Annotated in this window: 18 protein-coding genes and 1 tRNA gene; 11 read left to right on the top strand and 8 right to left on the bottom strand. The window is 59.6% G+C overall.

All coding sequences use genetic code 11. From position 1 onward, the window contains the following. The first annotated feature begins 213 nt into the window (after positions 1 to 213). Complete coding sequence (locus tag K3756_RS08685; protein WP_259993414.1) at positions 214 to 582, top strand: hypothetical protein; 369 nt, start codon at positions 214 to 216, stop codon at positions 580 to 582. Positions 583 to 668: 86 nt separating this feature from the next. On the opposite strand, the gene gyrA is transcribed toward K3756_RS08685, so the two are convergent. Then, positions 669 to 3,419 carry a DNA gyrase subunit A gene (gene gyrA, locus K3756_RS08680; RefSeq protein WP_259993413.1) on the bottom strand — a complete coding sequence of 917 codons (2,751 nt, stop codon included), beginning with the start codon at positions 3,417 to 3,419 and terminating at the stop codon, positions 669 to 671. A 191-nt stretch (positions 3,420 to 3,610) separates the two neighbouring features. Between gyrA and K3756_RS08675 the strand changes: the two genes are divergently transcribed. The 4 genes from K3756_RS08675 to pgi all read left to right on the top strand — a co-directional run bounded on the left by K3756_RS08675 (position 3,611) and on the right by pgi (position 7,813). Further along, on the top strand, positions 3,611 to 3,880 hold the full coding sequence (locus K3756_RS08675; protein WP_259993412.1) for an usg protein: 270 nt from the start codon (positions 3,611 to 3,613) through the stop codon (positions 3,878 to 3,880). 194 nt (positions 3,881 to 4,074) lie between these two features. Next, positions 4,075 to 5,544 carry a glucose-6-phosphate dehydrogenase gene (zwf, locus tag K3756_RS08670; protein WP_259993411.1) on the top strand — a complete coding sequence of 490 codons (1,470 nt, stop codon included), beginning with the start codon at positions 4,075 to 4,077 and terminating at the stop codon, positions 5,542 to 5,544. Further along, a complete protein-coding gene (pgl, locus tag K3756_RS08665; protein ID WP_259993410.1) occupies positions 5,541 to 6,215 on the top strand; it encodes a 6-phosphogluconolactonase in 675 nt (224 codons plus the stop codon). Before zwf ends, pgl begins: the two co-directional genes overlap by 4 nt. Continuing rightward, a complete protein-coding gene (gene pgi, locus K3756_RS08660) occupies positions 6,212 to 7,813 on the top strand; it encodes a glucose-6-phosphate isomerase (RefSeq protein WP_259993408.1) in 1,602 nt (533 codons plus the stop codon). The genes pgl and pgi overlap by 4 nt, the downstream gene beginning before the upstream one ends. 23 nt (positions 7,814 to 7,836) lie before the next feature. Here pgi and K3756_RS08655 read toward each other — a convergent pair. The 4 genes from K3756_RS08655 to speB form a co-directional block, all read right to left on the bottom strand. Then, positions 7,837 to 7,910 (bottom strand) — tRNA-Gly (locus K3756_RS08655). Positions 7,911 to 7,947: 37 nt separating this feature from the next. Further along, positions 7,948 to 8,781 (bottom strand): methyltransferase domain-containing protein, encoded by an 834-nt coding sequence (locus K3756_RS08650; RefSeq protein WP_259993407.1) that lies wholly within the window; start codon positions 8,779 to 8,781, stop codon positions 7,948 to 7,950. After that, entirely contained in the window at positions 8,778 to 10,820 is a 2,043-nt protein-coding gene (locus tag K3756_RS08645) for an ASKHA domain-containing protein (RefSeq protein ID WP_259993406.1), read from the bottom strand. The genes K3756_RS08650 and K3756_RS08645 overlap by 4 nt, the downstream gene beginning before the upstream one ends. Before the next feature lie 102 nt (positions 10,821 to 10,922). Further along, positions 10,923 to 11,882: an agmatinase gene (gene speB, locus K3756_RS08640; protein ID WP_259993405.1), complete on the bottom strand. Its 960-nt coding sequence runs from the start codon at positions 11,880 to 11,882 to the stop codon at positions 10,923 to 10,925. A 135-nt stretch (positions 11,883 to 12,017) separates the two neighbouring features. On the opposite strand from speB, the gene guaB reads away from it, so the two are divergent. From guaB to K3756_RS08625, 3 genes are all read left to right on the top strand, one after another. After that, a complete protein-coding gene (guaB, locus tag K3756_RS08635; protein WP_259993403.1) occupies positions 12,018 to 13,466 on the top strand; it encodes an IMP dehydrogenase in 1,449 nt (482 codons plus the stop codon). 2 nt (positions 13,467 to 13,468) lie between these two features. Continuing rightward, positions 13,469 to 14,629: an RsmB/NOP family class I SAM-dependent RNA methyltransferase gene (locus K3756_RS08630; RefSeq protein WP_259993401.1), complete on the top strand. Its 1,161-nt coding sequence runs from the start codon at positions 13,469 to 13,471 to the stop codon at positions 14,627 to 14,629. A gap of 117 nt (positions 14,630 to 14,746) precedes the next feature. Then, entirely contained in the window at positions 14,747 to 17,056 is a 2,310-nt protein-coding gene (locus K3756_RS08625) for an ATP-binding protein (protein WP_259993400.1), read from the top strand. Here the strand turns inward: K3756_RS08625 and K3756_RS08620 are convergent. Continuing rightward, on the bottom strand, positions 17,053 to 17,649 hold the full coding sequence (locus tag K3756_RS08620; protein WP_259993399.1) for a gamma-glutamyl kinase: 597 nt from the start codon (positions 17,647 to 17,649) through the stop codon (positions 17,053 to 17,055). The genes K3756_RS08625 and K3756_RS08620 overlap by 4 nt on opposite strands. Before the next feature lie 204 nt (positions 17,650 to 17,853). On the opposite strand from K3756_RS08620, the gene recA reads away from it, so the two are divergent. The 3 genes from recA to K3756_RS08605 all read left to right on the top strand — a co-directional run bounded on the left by recA (position 17,854) and on the right by K3756_RS08605 (position 22,034). Beyond that, positions 17,854 to 18,924, top strand: a complete 1,071-nt coding sequence (recA, locus tag K3756_RS08615) for a recombinase RecA (RefSeq protein WP_259993398.1) — start codon at positions 17,854 to 17,856, stop codon at positions 18,922 to 18,924. Positions 18,925 to 19,088: 164 nt separating this feature from the next. After that, complete coding sequence (alaS, locus tag K3756_RS08610; RefSeq protein WP_259993397.1) at positions 19,089 to 21,743, top strand: alanine--tRNA ligase; 2,655 nt, start codon at positions 19,089 to 19,091, stop codon at positions 21,741 to 21,743. A gap of 3 nt (positions 21,744 to 21,746) precedes the next feature. Next, the gene (locus K3756_RS08605) at positions 21,747 to 22,034 is read left to right on the top strand and encodes a DUF1330 domain-containing protein (protein ID WP_259993395.1); all 288 of its coding nucleotides are present in this window, start codon (positions 21,747 to 21,749) and stop codon (positions 22,032 to 22,034) included. Between the two features lie 104 nt (positions 22,035 to 22,138). Here K3756_RS08605 and typA read toward each other — a convergent pair whose 3' ends face one another. Together typA and K3756_RS08595 are read right to left on the bottom strand one after the other, a co-directional pair. Beyond that, positions 22,139 to 23,956, bottom strand: a complete 1,818-nt coding sequence (typA, locus tag K3756_RS08600; RefSeq protein WP_259993393.1) for a translational GTPase TypA — start codon at positions 23,954 to 23,956, stop codon at positions 22,139 to 22,141. An 83-nt stretch (positions 23,957 to 24,039) separates the two neighbouring features. Beyond that, on the bottom strand, positions 24,040 to 24,954 hold the full coding sequence (locus tag K3756_RS08595) for a mechanosensitive ion channel family protein (RefSeq protein WP_259993392.1): 915 nt from the start codon (positions 24,952 to 24,954) through the stop codon (positions 24,040 to 24,042). Positions 24,955 to 24,963 lie beyond the last annotated feature (9 nt).

Below are 24,963 nucleotides of genomic sequence, written 5' to 3'. Positions count from 1 at the left end.
TAACAAAATGCCAAGAATCGCGCCGCCTCGTGTCAAAACGGGGCGGTTTGCGTTTTGCTCGGCATCCGAGTGCCTTTTCGCCGAGCGCACGCGGCCAAAATGGCGACTTGCCGCCCGTTTACGAATTCTTTGCCAAATCAGGTGAACCTGCACCCGTTTTACGTGTTGATGGGCATGAAGCATCCGCTCCGCACTCAATATCAAGAGGTCTACATGAAATTCACCGCCGCAGCCTGTGCCATGCTCATCACCACTTCAGCCGCGATGGCGCAAGACGCCCGTCCTGAACAATCTGCTGTCTTGGGCGCATCTGATGATGCCGTCTATGCGCTGCGGATCGAGGGCTCGAATGGCGTCATCTATAATTGCAAGAACGACACCACCGTCATTGACGGCACGGTTTCGCGCGAATGTATCAGAGAAGGGCAGGCGCCCGCCGCAGGGGGCGATGTATTTGCCTCAGGTGAAGGGATCGCCGCACCGCTGGCAGCCGGCCTTGGCGTCATTGTGCTGGCCGTGGCGCTCGATGATGGCTCATCCAGCACAACCACCACACCGTCAAACGGCGGCAGCGACGACTAGTTCAGACAAGACAACCTCCCCCAGAAGAAGAAAACGCCGCGTTCTGAACCAGAACGCGGCGTTTTTTCGATTTAGCCGGATAGAAATTAATCTTCCTCGGCGATTTCCTCTGGCTCTTCGCCCTGATCGGCGATCCAGGCAACGGATACGACCTCTTCGCCCTTGCCGGTATTGAACACCCGCACCCCGCCTGCACTGCGCGAGCGGAAAGAGATGCCCTCGACGGGGACGCGAATTGACTGTCCTTTTGAGGTTGCCAGCATGATCTGGTTGTCCATATCCACCGGGAAGCATGCGATGATCGGACCGTGCGCCATCGCCTTGGTCCAGGCGGTCACGCCCATTCCGCCCCGGCCGCGTACGGGATAATCATGTGCGGACGAAATCTTGCCGGCACCGCCCGCCGTGATGGTGAGGATCAGATCTTCGGCAGCTGACATTTCTGCATAGCGTTCCGTACTAAGCTGTCCTGCGGCAACTGCTTCTTCCTCTTCGTCGGCCGTTTCATCCTCGGTCAGCCCCGCCATCAAGCGGCGCTGTTTGAGATAGGCCACACGCTCTTCAGAGCTCGCGTTGAAGTGCCGGATGATCGACATGGAGACGACGATGTCTCCCTCGCCCAGCTTGATACCGCGGACACCTACAGAATTGCGTGAATTGAACACACGCACATCGGTCGCCGGGAAGCGAATGGCGCGACCTGCGTTGGTCACAAGCATCACATCATCGTCGTTGGACGCAATGCGCGCGTTGATCAGCGTCGTGCCCTCATGCTCGCCCTCGAATTTCATCGCAATCTTGCCGTTGCGCATGACATTGGTGAAATCCGACAGCTTGTTGCGGCGTACAGTCCCGGCCGAGGTCGCAAACACCACCTGCAGGTCGTCCCATTCCTTCTCGTCACGGTCGACCGGCATGATCGCGGCGATCGAGACACCTGTCGGAATTGGCAGAATGTTCACGATGGCCTTGCCCTTGGAGGTGCGCCCTCCTTGAGGCAAACGCCATGTCTTGAGTTTGTAGACCATCCCGTCCGTGGTGAAGAACAGCAATTGAGTATGGGTATTGGCCACAAAGAGCGTGGTGACGACATCGTCTTCTTTCAAAGTGCCGCCCGACAGACCCTTGCCGCCGCGCTTTTGGCTGCGGAAATCCGCAAGCGGCGTTCGTTTGATATAGCCCCCCGACGTGACCGTGACGACCATATCTTCACGGGCGATCAGGTCCTCGTCTTCCATGTCGCCAGACCAGTCGACGATTTCCGTTCGGCGGGGCACCGCAAACAGGTCGCGCACTTCGCGCAACTCGTCCGAGATGATGCTCATGATACGATCGCGCGATCCGAGAATCTCGAGGTATTCCTTGATCTTGGCCGCCAGTTCTTCCAGCTCGTCGGTGACTTCCTTGACGCCGATCTGGGTCAGGCGTTGCAGTCGCAGCTCGAGGATGGCGCGCGCCTGCGTTTCTGACAGGTTATAGGTGCCGTCGTCGTTCGCCGTGTGGGTCGGATCGTCGATCAATGCAATATACTGCAGGATCGATTCCGCTGGCCAACGCCGCGTCATCAGCTTCTCACGCGCTTCGCCTGCATCGGCGGATGAGCGGATTGTCTGCACGATTTCGTCGATGTTCGTGACGGCCACGGCCAGACCACACAGGATATGGCTGCGGTCACGCGCCTTGCGCAGCAAATATGCGGTGCGGCGGGCGACGACGTCCTCGCGGAAGTCGATAAACGCGGTCAGGAAGCGGCGCAGGGTCAACTGTTCGGGGCGCCCTCCATTCAGTGCCAGCATGTTGCACCCGAACGATGTCTGCATCGGCGTGTAGCGGAACAGCTGGTTCATCACGACCTCGGCCGTCGCGTCGCGCTTGAGCTCAACGACGACCCTCACACCATTTCGATCGGATTCGTCCTGCACATGCGCAATGCCTTCGATCCGCTTTTCACGGGCCTGTTCGGCAATACGCTCGATCATGGTCGCCTTGTTGACCTGATAGGGGATTTCATCAATCACGATGGCCCAACGGTCACGGCGGATTTCCTCGACACGTGTTTTTGCGCGGATAATAACGCTGCCACGTCCCTCGAGGTAGGCTTTACGCGCGCCCGACCGACCGAGCATGATGCCACCTGTCGGAAAATCGGGTCCGGGGACAAAGTCGATCAACTGCTCGGATGTCAAATCAGGCTCATCAATGAGCGCGAGACAGGCGTCGATCACTTCGCCCAGATTATGAGGCGGAATATTGGTCGCCATGCCGACCGCGATGCCACCGGCACCATTGACCAGCATGTTCGGAAAGCGGGCCGGCAGAACCGTGGGTTCTTTCTGTTTGCCGTCGTAGTTGTCTTGATAATCAACGGTGTCCTTGTCGATATCGTTGAGCAGATAGGCCGCCGGTTTATCCATGCGCACTTCGGTATAGCGCATGGCGGCAGCATTATCGCCGTCCATCGAGCCAAAGTTGCCCTGACCGTCGAGCAGGGGAAGCGACATCGAAAAATCCTGCGCCATACGCACAAGGGCATCGTAAATCGCGCTGTCGCCGTGAGGGTGATACTGGCCCATGACGTCGCCGACCGGACGCGCAGACTTGCGATAGGATTTGTCGTGCGTGTTGCCCGTCTCGTGCATCGCGAAAAGAATGCGCCGGTGCACAGGCTTCAGCCCATCACGCAGGTCGGGAATGGCACGGCTGACGATCACGCTCATCGCGTAGTCGAGATAGCTGGTGCGCATCTCCTCTTCGATCGTGACAGTCGGACCGTCGTATACGGGCCGCCCGGGCAGGTTTTCTTCTTCGTTTTCGGGGGTTTCCGGCGTATCGCTCAAGTCGTATCCCAGCTTTGCTGATGTGTTCTATATCTTGCGGTTTTGTATAGCAGAGCGGGCATATGAGGTGCAATGCCTGTGTCTGCACTGCAATGGCAGCACTGTATGATGAGTGCCAACATACTGTTTTCATTGATTAGTTAAATGCAACTGGCAGAATGGAGCAGGGGGCTCAACCGAAAGAGTTGCATATGACCCAATCTGAGACAGAACTGATGCTCAAAGGCTACGGGCTGACGACGGCCGAATTCTTCTATCACATGCCCGACTACACGCATGTGCTGAACAGCTTCATCTGGCAGGACTACGATCTTGCACCGGACCATTGCAAGCTGTTCAAATTCATCGACTTCTGGCGCGCGCAGATCGATGGTCCTCTGCATTCTGTGAGATTTACACATCGGCGACAGGTGTCCGCAGGTGTTTGGCAGAACCAGGTCGGTGAATTCCCCCTCCACTAGACGGGTAGCTTGCCCTTGCACTTGCTTTTGCTACGCTAAATAGCGACAGCGCAAGTTTCCGGTTTGCGGCGTAACCTTTGGGTTGTGCCGGAAAAGCAAATGGGTATGTTTGCGCTAACAAAGACAAGGACCCCAAGATGGGGTATCCGCGTCAGGATTCGGCAAACACGCGCCGCACGGCAAGGGAACGCATCATGGTTTCACGCACGATACCGGTAGATCCATTCGATCTCGTTATTTTTGGAGGCACCGGCGATCTGGCGCGGCGCAAAATCCTGCCGGGGCTGTTCCGGCGCTTTTGCGCGGGGCAGATGCCCGCGAACGCTCGCATCATCGGCGCGGCGCGTTCGGAACTCGACAGCGACGGCTACCGCGAGATGATCCGCGAAGCGATTGCCGAATTCGGTGGCGCACAGGCGCAGGACAATCCCGATCTTGAACCCTTTCTTGAACAGCTTGAATACGTGGCGATCGACGCCAAAGGCACCGGCGGGTGGGAAGAGCTGGCCAAGATCATGGAGGGCACCGACCGCATTGAGGCCTATTACTTTTCGGTCGGACCATCGTTGTTCGGGGATCTGGCAGAGCGGCTGCAAAAATACGGGATGGCAGACAAACGTGCCCGGATCGTTGTGGAAAAGCCCTTCGGCCGCGATCTCGAAACCGCGCGCGCGCTTAACGCGACGCTGGCGGAGTACTTCAACGAGGACCAGATTTACCGGATCGATCACTATCTGGGCAAGGAAACGGTGCAGAACCTCATGGCGGTGCGGTTCGGCAATATGCTGTTTGAGCCGCTCTGGAACAGCCAGTATGTCGACCACATCCAGATTACGGTTGCCGAAACCGTGGGCGTCGGAGGGCGCGGCGAGTACTACGACAAGTCCGGTGCCATGCGGGACATGGTCCAGAACCATCTGATGCAGCTATTGTGTCTGATCGCAATGGAGCCGCCGGCGCAATTCGCGCCCGACGCCGTGCGTGACGAGAAGCTCAAGGTGATACGTGCGCTGGACCCGGTGCCACCGCACCACGTCGTGCGCGGACAATACGAGGCCGAACCCGGCAACGAGGAAGAAAACCCCAGCTACCGCGATGCCGTAAACGATCCACGTTCGCGCACGGAAAGCTTTATCGCTCTGCGCGCGCAGGTCAGCAACTGGCGGTGGGCGGGCACTCCGTTCTATCTGCGTACCGGCAAACGGATGGTGGCACGTTCGTCGGAAATCACGGTCGTTTTCAAAGACACGCCGCACAGCATTTTTGGCGACGAGGCAGGCCGCCACCGCAATGTACTGTCGATCCGTCTGCAACCCAACGAAGGGATCACGCTGGGCGTTACCATCAAGGAGCCCGGACCCGGTGGGATGCGCTTGATCGATGTGCCGCTGGACATGAGCTTTGCCGAGGCGCTGAACCCCGATGACATCGAGCACGTCGACGCCTATGAACGTCTGATCATGGATGTGATCCGAGGCAACCAGACCCTGTTCATGCGCGGTGACGAAGTCGAAGCCGCGTGGGCCTGGACAGACCCGATCATCGAAGGCTGGCAGTCGCGCAACGATGTGCCAAAGCCCTACGATCACGGCAGTGCCGGACCAACCGCATCCGCAGAAATGCTGCGCCGTGAAGGGCGCGAATGGAGACATGTGACGCCATGAGACTGGAAACTTACGCAGACGCCGATATGCAGGCGATGGATGTTGCCAACGTATTGGCCAGCGAATTGCGCACGGCGCTCAGCAGTCGCGATGAAGTCCTGTTTGCGGTGCCGGGCGGGACGACCCCCGGACCGGTATTCGATGCGCTGTGCTGTGTCCCGCTGGAGTGGAGCCGGGTGCATGTCATTCTCAGTGATGAGCGTTGGGTGCCGGAAAGCAACGCGCAATCCAACGCGGCTCTCGTCCGCAAGCGCCTGTTGCAGGGCCATGCAGCGGAGGCAAAATTCACGCCGTTTTACGCTGATGACTGCACGATCGAAGAGGCCGCCGCGCGGTTGTCAGACAGTCTGTCCGCGCACCTGCCGATCGCCGTCCTGCTCTTGGGTATGGGGGCGGACATGCACACGGCGTCGCTGTTCCCAAAGGCCGACGGCCTTGCGGAGGCGATGGAACCGGGTGCGCAAATGTTCCACGCTGTCAGCGTTCCGGGCCACGATATCCGGCGGCTTTCGCTGAGTGCGGACGCCCTGCGCGGTGCTGTCTCGACCCACCTTCTGATCAAGGGCGATGACAAACGCGCCGCTCTGGAGACCGCCCAGACAAGCGATGACGCCGACGCGCCCGTTCGTGTCGCGCTCGCAGATGCAACAGTACATTGGACCGCCTCATGAGCCCTTGGAAAACCCTCGCCGCCTGCCGTGACCGCATAGGGGACCGTCGGATCGAAAGCCTGTTCGACAACGCATCCCGCGCGAGTGACTACAGCGCATCGACGGGCGATATGCTGTTCGACTACGCGAAAACCAACATCGACGACGACACACGCGACGCGCTTTTGACGCTGGCAAGGGAATGCGATGTCGCCGGCAAACGCGACGCCATGTTCGCAGGCGCGCGGATCAACGATACCGAAGACCGCGCCGTGCTGCACACGGCCTTGCGCAACCTCGATGGCGGTCCGGTGATGGTCGACGGTGCAGACGTCATGCCCGGCGTGCTGGAAACGCTCGAGCGCATGCGCCGTTTCGCCGACGACATTCGCGGAGGGGCCATCACGGACGTTGTCAACATCGGCATCGGCGGATCCGATCTTGGCCCCGCCATGGGCACGCAGGCGCTTGCCCCGTATCACGATGGACCACGTGTTCATTTCGTCTCGAACGTGGATGGCGCCGATATTGCCGACACCCTGTCAGGGCTGGACGCTAAAACAACCCTCGTGATTGTCGCGTCCAAAACATTCACCACCATCGAAACGATGACCAACGCCCGCACCGCACGGGCGTGGATGATCGGCCATGGTGGTGACCCCGCACGGCAGTTCGCGGCACTCAGCACGGCACAGGACAAAACAGACGATTTTGGCATCGATCCGACGCAGGTCTTCGGCTTCGAGGACTGGGTCGGAGGGCGCTACTCCATGTGGGGGCCGATTGGTCTGTCGATGATGATCGCTATCGGTCCGCGCGCGTTCTACGCTTTCTTGCGGGGCGGGCAGGCGATGGACCTGCATTTCAAATCAGCCGCCTTCGAAGAAAACATGCCGGTAATGCTTGCTTTGGTGGGGATCTGGCACAATCAGATCTGCGGTCACCGGACCCGCGCGGTCTTGCCCTACGATGAGCGGCTGTCGCGCTTGCCCGACTATTTCCAACAGCTGGAAATGGAATCGAATGGCAAAGGTGTCCGGATGGACGGCTCCGATAGCCCGCATCCGACGGGGCCTGTCGTTTGGGGCGCCGCCGGTACGAACGGCCAACACGCTTTCTATCAGCTGATCCATCAGGGCACGTCGGTCATTCCGTGTGAGTTCATGATCGCGGCGGAAGGGCACGAGCCTGAATTGCAGCACCATCACGCGTTGCTCATTGCCAACTGCCTCGCGCAATCCAAGGCGCTGATGCAGGGGCGTAGTTTGGATACCGCGCGGTCATTGATGACGGAAAAAGGGTTCACCGGCGAAGAGTTGGAACGTCAGGCGCGGCATCGCGTATTCCCCGGCAACAGGCCCTCAACGACGTTGGTCTATCCCAAACTCGATCCATTCACGCTTGGCATGATCATCGCGCTCTACGAACATCGTGTGTTTGTCGAAGGGGTCATCCTCGGCATCAACTCATATGACCAATGGGGCGTCGAGCTGGGCAAGGAACTTGCCACGTCGCTGCAACCCGTCGTCGAGGGCAGCGCTGGCGCAGAAAACGAAGATGGCTCGACGGCCGCACTCATCGGCTTTCTGCACAAACACGCCGGCAAGCCGGATCACTGACAGCAAGGATTTCGGTTGAGGTCTGGAGCGGGCAACGGGAATCGAACCCGTAACTAAAGCTTGGGAAGCTGCCGTGATACCTTTTCACCATGCCCGCGCTCAGGGGTGCTGAGTAGGCGGGCAGGGGCGCGGCGTCAAGCAGATTTGCGTGCCTCAAAGATGTTCAGCGCGGCAGGAATGCGTATCCCTGCCGAGGTCTGAAAATCGCCAAGCGCATCGGCCAAAGCATCCTGAAGGGCTTTTTCGGCGGCGGCGTCCGCTTCGAAATGCGACAGCGCGCGGTTTGCAGGGCCGATCCGGCACATGAGCGCTGCAACTTCGCTCGCATTGCCCTGCGGCGTCAACAACACGGATGTTTCGCGCACCCCCACATCGCGCAGGCCGACATCCCGAAACAGCTGCGCAATCACCTCGCCCTCCCGCCAGGCAAAGGGGCCGGGCGCATCGGGGTCGGAGCGTGGCACAGGGCCTAGAATCATCTTTGCGACCTGTGCCGGAAGGGTAAAAAAGGGGTTATCTGCAATCGCGCCCCATGCGGCAAAGACCATGCGGCCGTCGTTGCGCAAAGACCGCCCCATATTTGCAAGGGCGGCACGCGTGTCCTCGAAAAACATCACCCCGAAGCGGGACACGACTGCATCGAACTCGGCCTTGTCGAACGAATGGCTCTGTGCGTCTGCCAACACGAAATCCACATTGGCGCCCGCGGGCCGTGCCGCGGCCAAAAGTGATTTGGAGATATCGACACCGGTGACGTGTCCGTCCGGCCCGACGATCCCGGCAATCGCGTTTGTCGAGACACCGGCACCGCATCCGACATCCAGAATTCGGTCGCCGGTTTTGAGATCGACGTGCGTCAGCAGCACGTTCAACACAGGTTGCAAGCAGGCATCCATCGCGGCCCGTTGTGCGACCCAAACGGGGCCGGCATCCTCGCTCCAGTAGTCCCGCTGCTCTTCGTTAGTCATCCCCGTCTCCGCCTGCGTCCGCCGCGGCCCTGTGCTTCGCCGCCGCCCGTGTTGAAGGTTTGTTCCGGCAATGTGACGATCGAATTGAGAATTGGAAAGGGTTCAACCGCGTTTGGGATCGCCGACGCGTTGACGAAATGCTCCTGAAAGCGCGGCTCGATGGCGGTTTCGACCTTGTGGATTTGCCGGACCGTTTCTTCGATCTCGGCACGGGCGTCGGCGTTGAGCAGGGCAATACGCGCGCCGGTTCCCGCCGCATTGCCTGCAGAGGTGACCTTATCCAGCGGTGCGTCCGGAATCATGCCCAGCACCATGGCATGTTTGTTGGAGATATGCGCGCCGAACGCCCCCGCAAGTACGATCCGGTCCACCTTGTCCACGCCGAATTTGTCCATCAACAACCGCGCGCCCGAGTAAAGCGCCGCTTTGGCCATCTGGATTTCGCGAATGTCGCGATTGGTGACGGTGATCTTGGGGCCGCCCTTGGCCGATCCGTCGTAAACGAGATAGCTGTTTGTGCGGCCATCGGCAAAGACAGCGGCGGAGCCGGTCTGTTCGGCCGTACCGATCAAGCCCGGCGCATCGAGAATGCCGTGAATGCGCATTTCCGCGACCATTTCGATGATGCCCGACCCACATATCCCGGTCACACCGGTGCCTGAAATGGCGGCGTCAAAGCCATCTTCGTCAGACCAAAGGTCGGAGCCGATCACTTTGAACCGCGGCATTTTGGTCTCGGGGTCGATCTCCACCCGCTCGATTGCACCCGGTGCCGCCCGCTGGCCTGATGAAATCTGCGCGCCTTCGAAAGCGGGGCCTGTGGGCGACGAACAGGCCAGAACCTTTTCACGGTTGCCTAGCAGAATTTCCGCATTCGTCCCGACGTCCACGATCAGCACGAGATCATCGGATGTGTCGGGATGCTCCGACAGGGCAACAGCGGCCGCGTCCGCGCCCACGTGCCCCGCGATACACGGCAGCATGTAAACACGCGCGGACGGGTGGATATTCAAATCCAGATCGTCGGCCCGCAACCGCATCGCATTCGACGTCGCCAGCGCGAAAGGCGCCTGTCCCAGCTCGAAAGGATCGATGCCAAGCAGCAGGTGGTGCATCACGGGGTTGCAGACAAATACCGCGTCAACAATCAGCTGCTTGTCGATATTGGCTTCGATACCGATCTGGGTGAAGAGCGCATTCATCCCTTCACGCACGGCCAGCGTCATCTCGTCTGCGCCGCCTGCGTTCATCATGGAATAGCTGACGCGGCTCATCAGGTCTTCGCCAAAGCGGATCTGCGGGTTCATGACACCCGACGAGGCAACAACCTCGCCGGTTTGCAGATCACACAAGTGCGCCGCGATAGTCGTGGAGCCCAGATCGACAGCAAGACCATAGATCGTTCCGTCGTAAAAACCCGGCCAGACATGCATGATACGCGGCTTGTTCTCGTGATCGCCCAGATGGACGGCCACCGTGACCTTCCACCCCCCTTTGCGCAGAACCGGCTGCATCGTCTGAAGGATATGCAAATCCGCCGCCACGTCCTCAAGCTGCCATTGCGCGCTCAATGCACTGCGCAGCCGCTCCAGATCGCCCGAAGGATCGTGCATGTCCGGTTCCGCAACTTCGACGTAGTAGAGCTTGGTCGACGGGTTGAGGACAATATCGCGGACCTCGGCGCGTTTGCGCACAACCTGTTTGTGCACCTGGCTTTCGGCGGGCACATCGATCACGACGTCACGTTGCACCGTAGCCTGGCAGCCCAAACGGCGTCCGGGTTTCAGCCCGCGTTTTTCGTCGTAGCGTTCTTCGACCTTGTTGAAGGGCGACAGGGCATCGTCGGCGACCGTCAGCCCGTGTTTGGAAAACTCGCCATAGCCCGGCGTGATCTGGCATTTGGAGCAGATGCCACGCCCCCCGCAGACGCTATCGAGATCAACGCCAAGCTGGCGCGCAGCGGTCAGTATGGGGGTGCCGACCGCGAAATGGCCGCGCTTGCCGGAAGGGGTGAAAATGACCAAAGGGTCGCTGCTCATCGGAAAACCTCGCCTGCTTTGTTCCGCACCATAGCGGGGCGGGCGGCAGGGAAAAGCCCGCGCGCGTCACAAAAAAGCATGTTGGCGTCATTTGCCGCGAACTCAGGTCGAACGGCGCGCGTGAAAGACGAAGCCGAGGAAATTCAGCAGCAGTTGCGCCGCAAGGATCGAGGTGCTGCCACTTGGGTCGTAATCAGGCGCCACTTCGACCAGATCAATGCCAACGACATCATGCCGGGCTGCCACGCGCTGCAACATCTCGAGCACTTCGTAGTATAGGAACCCGCCGTGTGACGGCGTTCCGGTGCCCGGCGCGATGGAGGGGCAGAAGGCGTCGATATCAATCGTTACATAGACCCGTGCGTCCTGCGGGATATGCGCAATCACGCCCGCCGTTCCCATTTTGCGGGCCTGCCGCACGCTAATGATGTCGGACCCCATGGCACGGGCATCCTCGTATCCCTCGCGCGCGGTCGAACTGACATTTCGAATGCCCACCTGCGTCAGCCCCGTAACATGGTCAAGCTCTGCGGCGCGGCGCATCGGATTGCCATGGCCATGGCGCACACCGTGACGTTCATCCACAAAATCGAGATGGGCATCGATTTGCAGGATGTGGATATCGCCGTGCCCGTCGAACGCGCGGATGCAGGGGATGTTGACGGAATGATCACCGCCGATCACCACCGGTAGGGCAGCAGCCGCCAGAGCCGCCCGCACCCCTTTTTCGATGTTGGCATGACTGCCCTGCGTATCGGTATGGATGATATCGGCATCGCCCATATCGACGATATTGACGTCACCCGGCAGGTAGGTTGCATCGTCTTCGTGGTCATAAGCGCCCGCGTGGCCGAAACTGAACAGCGTGGATGCCTCGCGCACCCCACGGGGCCCAAAGCGCGCGCCCGAACGCCATTGCGTACCTGCATCGAATGGCGCCCCCAGAATGGCGACATCGGCGTCGAGCTTGTTCCAATCCGGCTCGTAGGGCCGTTTCGCAAAAGTCGATATTCCCACGAATGGCAAATCCAGCCGTCCGCCTTCGTACCCGTGTCCAGCCATGTAGCAACTCCCGTTTTGAACAGCTTTGGTTATGCATGGCTGCAATGCAAGCGCGTTGCCCGATTGAGCCTTTCCAATTTGGCGCATCCATGAAATAGCAAACCGCCAAATGATGCCATCATCCCGGAGGTTGAAATGGAGATTCGTGAGGCCCTGACATTCGACGATGTGCTGCTCGTGCCGGCAGCCAGCTCGGTGCTCCCCTCGACGGCAGACACCCGCACACGTGTGACACAGTCCATCGCATTGAACATTCCGCTGCTCAGCTCTGCCATGGACACCGTGACCGAAGGGCGCATGGCCATCGCGATGGCACAGGCCGGCGGCATGGGCGTGGTTCACCGCAATCTCGACATTGATGCGCAGGCCCGTGAAATCCGCCGTGTCAAACGGTTCGAGAGCGGGATCGTTTACAACCCGATCACCCTGACCCCGAACCAGACCCTCGCGGACGCAAAAGCGCTGCAGGAACGCTACAACGTCACCGGTTTTCCGGTTGTCGACGACGCAGGGCGTGTGCTGGGCATCGTGACAAATCGCGACATGCGTTTTGCGGTGGCCGACGATACCCCCGTAAGCGTGATGATGAGCAGCGAAAACCTCGCCATACTGCACGAACCGGCAGACCGCGACGAAGCGATCAGCCTCATGAAGGCGCGCCGCATCGAAAAACTGCTGGTCACTGACGGACAGGGCAAATTGACCGGCCTGCTGACGCTCAAGGACACCGAACAGGCCGTGTTGAACCCGACGGCGTGCAAGGACGGGCTCGGACGGTTGCGCGTCGCGGCGGCAACCACTGTCGGAGACGCGGGTTTCGAGCGGTCGGAAGCACTGGTCGACGCAGGTGTCGACATGATCGTGATCGATACCGCGCATGGCCATTCCGAAGGCGTCGCGCATGCCGTTGAACGGGCCAAGAAGCTGAGCAATGAAGTCCAGGTTGTTGCCGGCAATGTCGCAACGGGCGAAGCGACCCGTGCCCTGATCGGAGCCGGCGCGGATGCGGTGAAGGTCGGTATCGGCCCCGGTTCGATCTGCACCACCCGCATGGTTGCGGGTGTAGGCGTGCCGCAGCTTACTGCCATCATGGATTGTGCCGGTGCTGCGGGCGACATCCCTGTTATCGCCGATGGTGGCATCAAATTCTCCGGCGATTTTGCCAAGGCAATTGCCGCGGGCGCGTCCTGCGCCATGGTGGGCAGCATGATCGCGGGCACGGACGAATCTCCGGGCGAAGTGATCCTCTATCAGGGTCGGTCGTTCAAATCATACCGCGGCATGGGCAGTCTGGGTGCGATGGCACGCGGATCGGCAGACCGTTATTTCCAGAAGGACGCGGCAAGCGACAAACTTGTCCCCGAAGGAATTGAAGGGCAGGTTCCCTATAAAGGTCCGGCAGGCACCGTCTTGCACCAGCTGGTGGGCGGTCTGCGCGCTGCCATGGGCTATACCGGTTGCGCAACCGTGGAAGAGATGAACAACAACTGTAATTTCGTAAAGATCACCGGAGCTGGCCTGAAAGAAAGCCACGTGCACGATGTTCAGATCACGCGCGAATCTCCGAATTACCGGATCGGATAGGCATGACACCTGGCGCGCGCATCGCTGCGGCGATTGAAATACTGGATCAGGTCGGAGACGGTCTTCCTGCCGAACAGATTCTGACCCGCTGGGGGCGCAACAACCGTTTCGCCGGTTCCAAGGATCGCGCAGCCATCCGCGATCACGTTTTTGATGTGCTGCGCTGCCGCCGGTCTGCAGCCCATGCAGGTGGGGCATCGACGGGCAGGGGTCTGATGTTGGGGTTGCTGCGGCTGCAGGGCATTGACCCTGCCACGCTCTTCAACGGCGAGGGTCACGCACCGGCAGCGCTGGAGCCGCATGAAATTGATGCGACCGCTGAGGAGATGCCGCCGGCCGTCGCGCTGGATCTCCCCGATTGGCTCTTGGACGCGTTTCGGGCGTCCCTTGGGTACGATGCCGACAAATCCGCCCAAGCCCTGCAGAACCGGGCCCCCGTAACCCTGCGGGTGAACTTGGCCCAAACGGACAAATCGGCTGCAATTGCACAGCTCGGCACCGATGGCGTGAGCGTTGTGCCAAACCCGCTCGCGGATACTGCACTCCGGGTGACAGACGGCAGCCGGCGCATTCGCAACGGCACCGCCTACCAGTCCGGCATGGTCGAACTTCAGGATGCCGCAAGCCAGGCTGTTGTGATGGCGCTTCCCGATGCACAGCGGTTACTCGACTACTGCGCCGGTGGCGGCGGCAAGGCCCTGGCAATGGCCGCTCGGTCCGATGCACAGGTGACCGCGCATGATGCAGACCCAAACCGCATGAAGGATATCGCACCACGCGCGGAGCGTGCGGGAGTCAGCATCGAAACGGCGGAAACGAGCGCGCTGGTCCCTGCAGGTTACGATCTGGTTCTCACGGATGTTCCGTGCTCGGGCAGCGGATCATGGCGGCGCGCACCAGAGGCCAAATGGCATTTTACGCCAGATCGGTTGCAAGATCTGACGCGTCTGCAGGATGACATTCTTGACCGCGCTGCAATGCTCGTCGCGCCGCGCGGTACACTGGCCTATGCGACATGTTCTGTTCTGCGTCAGGAAAACGGCGACCGTATCGCTGCCTTTCTCGATCGACACCCGCAGTGGTCGTGCAATTTCGAGCGGTCATTCACCATCGATGCAGACGGTGACGGCTTTTACACCGCCCACTTGACGGCCCCTGAATAATCGCCAATCTTCTACCTGTACGTGCATGAAAATGTGAATGAAACGTGAGGGTTAATCCCTGATTAACCATCTGGGCAATAAGTTCGCTTGTGATTCGTACTTGACCAGAGGATGAGCATGGCTGCAGCGCCACCAACCGACCGACGCCCGCCCATTCCGGCCAACCGGTTGGCGTTGCTTGGTATTCTAGGGGCCTTGGCCCTGATCGGGGCTTGGGTTGTCGAGGCGCCTATGCTGCGGCTCGCACTGGGGGCGGCTGGTGCGGCGCTGATTGCGGTCGGCGCGGTCCTTTGTCTGACCCTGCGCGCACGGCGGCCGAAACCGGGCGGCACGTCCACCGCGATCCCCTCTGCCACATCGTTTCTGGAAAATGATCGCCTCCCTGGGTTTGTCATCGGGAGCGATGGCGTCATCAGCAGCTGCAATCCCGCCGCCGCACATCGGTTCGAGGCGAAACCGGGATTGACGCTGGCATCTGTTCTGAAAAACCAGATGGCCAATCCGGGTCCGACACTTTTCCGGCTGCAATCGCGGGCCGATGCAACGGGCTCCGCCCGCGAAGAGATTGTGACCCGCTCGGCACTGATCGACATTTCCACTCACCGCATCGGGCCCGATACCTTTGCGTGGCGCGTCGATCTGCGAGAAGAACGCCAGATCGGGCAGGGTGGGCCTGACGCGCGTATGCTGCCCGCGATCATGGTTGGCCGCAGTGGTGCGGTTTTGTCGATGAACACCGCCGCGCGCCGGTTTGTCGGCGGGCGTTCCAAAACGATCGACGAGATTTTTGCGGGCAAAACGCCCGTGCACGGATCGGTGGTCAACGTCACCACGATCGAAGGCGACCGCGAAGCCCTCGTTGCCCTGTCGGACGCCGGTGCCGGCCGGCGGATGCTTCACCTCATGCCGCCGCCAGCGGGTGAGGCGCGCAAGGAAGTTTCTGATTGGCACATGCTGCAGGAAATTCCGATCCCGATGATCAAACTCGCCCCCGACGGCACGGTACAGTCGTTCAACATCAAGGCGGCAAAACTCATCGGCGTGGCTCTTGTCGAAGGCGTGAACCTGTCAGAGCTTATGGAAGGGCTGGGTCGCGCGATTACGGATTGGCTGGACGATACACTCGAAGGGCGGTTGATGCAGAAATCCGAGTTTCTGCGCCTGACGCGGAATGATCGCGAAGTTTTCGTGCAGGTCACTCTCAACCCGGTGACAGAGGCAGATAACCAATCTCTGATTGCAGTCCTGCACGACGCGACCGAGCTGAAATCGCTCGAAGCGCAGTTTGTCCAAAGCCAGAAGATGCAGGCGATCGGACAGTTGGCAGGGGGTGTCGCACACGACTTCAACAACCTTCTGACCGCGATTTCAGGGCATTGCGATCTTTTGCTCTTGCGCCATGACGCAGGTAATCCCGACTACGCCGACCTGGTCCAGATCAATCAGAATGCCAACAGGGCCGCGACACTCGTCGGCCAGTTGCTGGCATTTTCCCGCAAACAGACCTTGCGCCCCGAAACACTCGATATGCGGGATACTTTGGCCGACCTGACGCATCTGCTCAACCGCCTGGTGGGCGAGAAGGTCAGCCTCAGCCTCAGTCACGATCCCGTCCTGCACCCCATCCGGGCAGACAAACGGCAGCTGGAACAGGTTCTGATGAACCTCGTGGTCAACGCCCGCGATGCCATGCCTGCGGGTGGCGAAATCAGGATCCAGACGGAATGTACCACGCTGACCACACCGTTGTTGCGTGATCAGGTGACAGTGCCGGTTGGTGAATACGTGACCCTGCGCGTGCAGGATGACGGTATCGGCATTCCGCACGATAAGCTCCAAAAGGTGTTCGAGCCTTTTTTCACCACCAAGAGAACCGGCGAGGGGACGGGGCTTGGCCTATCGACGGCATACGGTATCGTCAAGCAAACGGGCGGCTATATTTTCGTGGACAGTGACGAAGGCGTCGGCACCTGTTTCACACTTTATTTCCCTGTCCTGAAACAGACGGAAGACACACTGCCCAGCAAGCAGGCCAAAGCACCCGAAGCGGCCGCGAAACAGGCGGATGGTGTCATTTTGTTGGTCGAGGACGAAGCACCGGTAAGGGCCTTCGCCAGCCGGGCGTTGCGTTTGCGCGGCTTTACGGTGCTGGAGGCGGACAGCGCCGAAGCAGCGCTCGAAACCCTTCAGGATGCCAGCCTGAACATTGATGTCTTTGTCACCGACGTGGTCATGCCGGGAATGGATGGCCCCAGCTGGGTCCGTGAGGCCCTCAAGAAACGGCCCGATGTGCGCGTCGTCTTTGTGTCAGGGTACGCCGAAGACAGTCTGGGTGAAGCACAAAAGAAAATCCCCAACTCTGTCTTCTTGCCCAAGCCGTTTTCGCTGACCGATCTCACCGATACGGTCCACCGGCAACTGCACTAACCGGCAATACTGTCGTAGAGCGCGAATTCTTCGGAGAACTTGCGCCGATACCGGTCTTCGATATCGGGAGAAAGTGTCAAATCCATCTGAGGAGACACGTTTTCACGCCCCAAGGATATCGTCATATCCAGCCGCTCTTCCAGAAACGCGATCAAACGCGCTTGATCTTCGTATCGGAACAAATGCGTGACGCCCGTGCCGTTCGGTTGGGTTTCAAGGAACTTGAACTGGCTGCCCACTTCGGCGAACGCGGGGCGCTTTCCCTTCATGTAGGCCAGCACAAATTCGTCGAAGGAGACGTCATGCGTAGCGTTCGGCTTTCCTTTCATGAACGGACGCTGTCGGTAGCGGTACCAGCTGCCCAACCAGCTGACCGGATGTCGCATCACCGCCATGAGTTCAAGCTCGACATCGCAGACGTTCTTGAACATCGGCCTGAGAAATCTGTTGTAGCGATAAACGGGCGCGTGCTTCAGCAGCGGTGGTTCGGTAATCACCATGTCAGCCCGCGGCCCCAAAGCCGTCTGGAAAGCAGACGATCCGGTTTTGGGAACCGACAAAAAGGCGAGACTTTCTTTATAAAAAACAAGCATTTGTAGTGTTATCCGCCCTCATGTACCGGTCTGGCTTGGGACGTAAACTACATTTTAATACCTGTCATAAAAAGATGTAGCGTGAAAAATTTGATTGAAATGTTCTTACTTTGGTCTCATAGAGAACATTAGCAGAACACACGCTCCGCACAAAGGCTGCGATTGCCGCCGCCGCGTGCCTGTGACAGTAAGGGAAGAACCCAAATGGCAACGGCAGATCTTTTGACAATGGACAAGAAAACAGCAGATAAACAAAAGGCGCTCGACAGTGCGCTGGCGCAGATCGAACGGCAGTTCGGCAAGGGCTCGATCATGAAGCTCGGCGATGACAACGCGATGCAGGACATCAAGGCGTCATCCACCGGATCGATCGGGCTGGACATCGCGCTGGGTATCGGCGGTTTGCCGATGGGGCGGATCGTCGAGATTTATGGTCCGGAATCTTCGGGTAAGACCACGCTGACCCTGCACTGTGTGGCAGAACAGCAAAAAGCGGGCGGCGTTTGTGCGTTTGTCGATGCGGAACATGCACTTGACCCGCAATATGCGCGCAAGCTCGGCGTCGATATCGACGAGCTTTTGATCTCGCAACCGGACACCGGCGAACAGGCGCTCGAGATTACCGACACGCTTGTACGGTCGGGTGCTGTAAACATGGTTATCGTGGACTCGGTTGCGGCTCTGACCCCAAAATCGGAACTCGAAGGCGAAATGGGCGACAGCTCGGTCGGGGTACAGGCCCGCCTGATGAGCAAGGCCATGCGCAAATTGACCGGTTCCATCAGCCGCAGCAATTGCATGGTGATCTTTATCAACCAGATCCGCATGAAAATCGGCGTCATGTTCGGATCCCCCGAAACGACGACAGGTGGCAACGCGCTCAAGTTCTATTCCTCGGTCCGGCTCGATATCCGCCGGATCGGGAGCCTGAAAGACCGCGATGAGGTCGTCGGCAACCATACGCGTGTGAAGATCGTCAAGAACAAGGTCGCGCCCCCCTTCAAGCAGGTCGAATTCGACATCATGTACGGCGAAGGCATCTCGAAGATGGGCGAGCTTCTCGACATGGGCGTCAAGGCCGGGATTGTCGACAAATCGGGCAGCTGGTTCAGCTACGGTGACGAGCGCATCGGGCAGGGCCGTGAAAACGCAAAAACATTCCTGCGCGAAAATGAGGCAATGGCCCACGAGATCGAGGACAAGATTCGCGCAGCACATGGCCTCGATTTCGATGGCTCGGAGGATGCAGACGATCCCGATATCCTTGAGGGGTGAAGAGCCGCGGCGTCCAGCTGTTGGTCGCTGCCTGTAGAACCAATCATCACAAAGGGCGTTGACCACAAGGTCAGCGCCCTTTTTCGGTTCCGCGCTGTGGACAGCCCCGCGCCACGCGGCTATCCCGATGCTGACGTTTTTCACGTGGTCAAGAGGACGCTTAAATGCAAACGCTCAACGAAATCCGATCGACATTTCTGTCCTACTTTGGCGACAATGGTCACGCGATTGTTCCGTCCAGCCCGCTTGTGCCGCGCAATGACCCCACGCTGATGTTTACGGCCGCGGGAATGGTGCAATTCAAGAACCTGTTTACCGGCGTGGAAACCCGAGACTATACCCGCGCCACCACTGCGCAGAAATGTGTCCGTGCGGGCGGCAAGCACAATGACCTCGACAATGTGGGGTACACCGCGCGTCACCATACGTTTTTCGAGATGCTCGGAAATTTCAGCTTCGGTGATTACTTCAAGGAAGATGCCATTCCGCTTGCATGGGATCTGCTGACAAAAGGCTTTGGCATCGACCCGTCGAAGTTGCTCGTCACCGTGTACCATACCGACGACGAAGCGGTCGCGATCTGGAAAAAACATGCAGGTCTTGGCGATGACCGCATTATCCGTATCGCCACCGATGACAATTTCTGGTCCGCGGGCCCCACCGGCCCCTGCGGCCCATGCACCGAGATTTTCTATGACCACGGCGATCATATCTGGGGAGGTCCTCCGGGATCGCCCGAAGAAGATGGCGACCGGTTTGTCGAAATCTGGAATCTCGTTTTCATGCAGTACGAGCAGTTCGAGGACGGCACCCGCCAGGATCTGCCCAACAAAAGCATCGACACCGGCATGGGGATCGAGCGGGTCGCAGCCCTTCTTCAGGGCACCAACGACAACTACGCGACCGACCTGATGCGCAGCCTGATCGAGGCCTCTGCAAATGCCACCAGCACCGATCCGGACGGCCCCGGAAAGACCCACCACCGTGTGATTGCCGACCACCTGCGGTCCACGTCTTTCCTGATGGCCGATGGTGTGATGCCCTCCAACGACGGGCGCGGTTATGTGCTGCGCCGCATCATGCGACGCGCGATGCGCCACGCACACCTTCTGGGCGCCGCTGATCCATTGATGCACAGGCTCGTCCCGTCGCTGGTCAGTCAAATGGGCGCGGCCTATCCGGAACTCGGCCAGGCGCAGTCAATGATTGAACAGACCTTGTTGCAGGAAGAAACCCGCTTCCGCCAAACTCTGGATCGAGGGCTGAAGCTGCTTGACGACGAAGTCAGCGGATTGCCCGAAGGCGGGCGTTTGCCAGGGGCATCTGCGTTCAAACTCTACGATACCTACGGCTTTCCGCTCGACCTGACACAGGATGCCCTGCGCGAACGCGGGCTGAGCGTGGATACGGACGGCTTCGACAGCGCGATGGCAGAGCAAAAAGCAAAGGCACGCGCCGCTTGGGCCGGATCAGGCGAAGCGGCCGATGCGACAGTCTGGTTTGACGTGGCCGATCAGCACGGCGTGACCGACTTTCTCGGCTATGACACCGAAACGGCCGAGGGTAAAATCGCGGCAATCGTCAAGGATGGCGCAGAAGTCGGGCAGGCGGACGAAGGCGATACCGTCCAGATCGCGCTGAACCAGACACCGTTTTACGCCGAAAGCGGCGGGCAGGTGGGCGACACCGGTCTGATTGAAACCGACAGCGGTGTCGCGGTGGTCACTGACACACGCAAAAGCGCCGGTGTCTTCATCCACTTTGCCACCCTTCAATCGGGCACAATCAGCACAGGGCAATCGGCACGGCTCGCAGTTGATCACACCCGTCGAACGGCGATCCGGGCCAATCACTCCGCGACGCACCTGCTTCATGAGGCGTTGCGCCATGCCCTGGGCGACCATGTGGCGCAACGAGGCTCTTTGAACGCGGCCGACCGGTTGCGGTTCGACTTCAGTCACACGCAGGCGCTGACCGCGCCGGAACTGGAGCAGGTAGAGCAGGAAGTGAACAGCTATATTCGCCAGAACAGCGCTGTCGAGACGCGCATCATGACCCCGGACGACGCCCGCGCTTTGGGCGCACAGGCCCTCTTTGGCGAGAAATACGGAGATGAGGTGCGCGTCGTGTCGATGGGCCAGCAGCCGGCGTCCGGCAAGGGAGCCGATCAGAATACGTATTCGCTCGAACTCTGCGGCGGCACCCATGTGCGTCAGACCGGCGATATTGGTGCTTTTGTGCTTCTCGGAGACAGCGCAAGCAGCGCAGGTGTCCGCCGCATCGAGGCGCTGACAGGCGCAGAGGCCCTTGGATGGCTGCGCGGCCAGCAACGCGCGCTCTCGGATGTCGCAGACAGCCTGAAGACGGGCGCCAGCGATGCACCCGTCAGGGTAAAGGCGCTGCTCGAGGAGCGCCGAGCGCTCTCCAACGAGGTGGCACAGCTGCGCCGCGAACTCGCCATGGCAGGGGGCACATCGGCCCCCGATGCCCGCGAAGTCGGTGGTGTGCCCTTTCACGCACAAGTCCTCAGCGGTATCTCGGGCAAGGATTTGCCAAGCCTGATTGACGAACATAAATCCCGGCTCGGCACGGGCGCGGTTCTTCTGATCGTCGACACAGGCGGAAAAGCAGCCGTCGCCGCAGGGGTCACAGACGACCTGACGGCTAGGCTGTCGGCTGTCGATATCGTTCGCGCAGCTGTGGCCGAATTGGGTGGAAAGGGTGGCGGCGGTCGCCCCGACATGGCCCAGGGCGGCGGCGCATCCGCCGACAATGCCGACGCCGCAATTGAAGCTGCCGAACTGATCTTGAAAGGATAACCGATGCCCGCACTCTGGATTGCCCACGTCACCGTTACCGATGAAGAAGCCTACAAGAAATATGCCGCAGGCGCGACAGCCGCCATTGCAGAGCACGGCGGTACATTTCTGGCACGCGGCGGCCGCTTCGTACAACTCGAAGGCAAAGAACGCCCCCGCAACGTGGTTGCGCGGTTCGCGGACGTAGAAACCGCAGAGAAATGCTATCACTCCAAGGCCTATCAGGCGGCCCTTGGACACGCCCGTGGCGCCTCCGAACGTGAACTGCTGATCGTCGAGACAAGCGAATAGTCCGCTTTCATCTTGCCCCTAAACTCTGGGGGAATTGGCCTTTCGGGCCAAGGGGGCAAAGCCCCGAAAACCAAAGGCGCCCCGCAGGGCGCCTTTTTTACTTTCTAACCGGCCTTTGCCATCCGCTTGCGTTCATGCGGGTCAAGGTACCGTTTGCGCAGGCGCACTGCATTGGGTGTCACCTCGACAAGCTCGTCATCATCGATATACGCGATCGCTTCCTCTAGGCTCAGTTGCATCGGCGTTGTCAGACGCACCGCTTCATCCGTTCCAGATGCCCGGACGTTCGTCAGCTTTTTACCCTTGAGAGGATTCACTTCCAGATCATTCTCGCGGCTGTGCTCGCCAATGATCATCCCGGTATACACATCCGCCTGCGCACCGATCATCATCTTGCCACGTTCTTCCAGATTCCACAGCGCATATGCAACAGACGTGCCGTTCTCCATCGAGATCAGAACACCGGCCCGGCGACCGGGAATAGCACCTTTATGAGGTGCCCAGCCGTGGAATACGCGGTTCAAAACACCGGTGCCGCGTGTGTCGGTTAGAAACTCGCCGTGGTACCCGATGAGCCCGCGCGACGGCACGTGGGCCACGATCCGCGTCTTGCCGGCACCCGCGGGCTTCATTTCGACCAACTCGCCCTTGCGGGTCCCTGTCAGCTTTTCGATGACCGCGCCGGAGTATTCGTCGTCCACATCAATGGTTGCTTCTTCGATGGGTTCATGACGCACACCGTCAATTTCCTGAAACAAAACCTGAGGCCGCGAAATGCTCAACTCGAACCCTTCGCGGCGCATGTTTTCGATCAGCACGCCCATCTGAAGTTCGCCGCGACCCGCCACTTCGAACGCTTCACCGCCCGGCGTGTCGGAAATCTTGATCGCGACGTTTGATTCCGCTTCCTTGTGCAGCCGCTCACGAATGACGCGCGATTGCACCTTTTTTCCGTCACGCCCTGCCAAAGGACTGTCGTTGATACCGAAGGTCACCGTGATGGTTGGCGGGTCGATCGGTTGGGCAGGGATGGCCTCACTGACCGACTGGTCTGCCAGCGTATCAGCCACTGTGGCTTTGGTCATGCCCGCGATCGATACGATGTCACCCGCTTCGGCCACGTCGATTGTGGTCTGCTCCAGGCCACGGAAAGCCATGATCTTGGTCGCGCGGAAATTCTCGATCAACGTGCCGTCGCGCGACATCGCCTTGATCGTCTGACCCGCTTTCAATTGACCCGTTTCGACACGACCCGTCAGCATACGGCCCAGAAACGGATCAGCGCCCAGTGTGGTCGCCAGCATGGTAAAGGGTTCGTCACGCGCTGCGACCTGCTTTGGGGCGGGGACGTGATCGATGATCAGCTCAAAAAGAGCGTCGAGGTTTTCGCGTGGGCCCTCAAGCGACATATCTGCCCAACCGGACCGGCCGGATGCATACATGGAAGGAAAGTCTAGTTGATCCTCTGTCGCGTCGAGGTTCGCAAACAGATCGAAACACTCATCCAATGCGCGGTCGGGTTCACCGTCCGGTTTATCGACCTTGTTGATCACAACGATCGGACGCAGACCAAGCTTCAGCGCCTTGGACGTCACGAATTTCGTTTGCGGCATCGGCCCCTCGGCGGCATCCACCAAGAGCACAACACCGTCCACCATCGACAGGATCCGCTCGACCTCACCGCCGAAATCGGCGTGACCGGGGGTATCTACGATATTGATACGGGTGCCTTTCCATTCAACGGAAGTGGGCTTTGCAAAGATAGTGATGCCGCGTTCGCGTTCCAGATCGTTGCTGTCCATAGCGCGCTCTGTCGTCGCCTGGTTTTCACGATAGGTGCCGGATTGCTTGAGCAGTTCGTCCACCAGCGTCGTCTTGCCGTGGTCAACGTGTGCGATGATTGCGATGTTGCGCAGGTCCATTGGAAATACCTTGTCTCAGGGAGTTGCCCGCGCCATAGCCTGCGCCCGCCGCAATATCCACCCCTAAAGCGCGTGATGGCGCGTCACTGTGCGTCGTCGTCTTCGCGATCGGGGCGCACGTGGTGCAGGGTCAACGGCTCTTTGAACGTCATGGTGCGGTAGGGGAAGGGGATTTCGATACCGGCTTCATCGAGTGCACGTTTGACGGCTGCGATGACTTCATCGCGGCTGGACCGGATGTCGATCGGCTTCGATCCGGTCCACCATGTCACTTCGAAATTGATAGAACTGGCCCCAAACTCCTGTGCAAAGATCTCTACATCGCGCACGTCATCGCGCACCGCATCCACGCTGCGCACCGCTTTGGCGATAACCTCACGGGCCTCGTCAACGTCTTCACCATAGGCAACACCGCAGATAACCGTCGTGCGCCGCACGTCCTTGGCGGTGCGAATGGTCACCGGATTTTTGAAGAACATCGCATTCGGCGCGACGACCAGCTGTCCGTCTGTCTGGCGCACGTGCGTGTCACGGATGGTGATTTCCTCGACCTGACCGTCAATCTCTTCGCATTCGATATAGTCTTCGATCGAAAACGGCTCCCGGATCAGCAACAGCACGCCGGCCAGGAAATTCTCGAATACATCCTTGAAGGCAAAACCGATTGCCACACCGCCCACACCCAATGCCGTCAACGCACGGCCCGGCGTGATTGTCGGAAAGGCGATGGTCACGGCGATCAGGGTCCCGAACAGCCAAAGCCCAACGGTCAGAAGCATCATGACCACATCAATCAGTGCGCGGCGCATATGCGCACGGCGCAGAGACGCCGGCACCAGCCAGCGCACAAAGCGGATGACGGCCCAGACGAAAACGAGAAAAATAATCGACAGGATGAGTTGCGGCAAGACTGCCCAGAAACCGCTCAGGTATCCTTCCAACTGGACGCGCAACGGTTCGGGCAGCGTGCCCCAGATGGACTGGAAAAGATCATTCATACGGGCGAA

The sequence above is a fragment of the Sulfitobacter sp. S190 genome (assembly GCF_025141935.1).
GTDB lineage: Bacteria > Pseudomonadota > Alphaproteobacteria > Rhodobacterales > Rhodobacteraceae > Sulfitobacter.
This window is presented reverse-complemented; position numbering and strand designations above follow the sequence as displayed.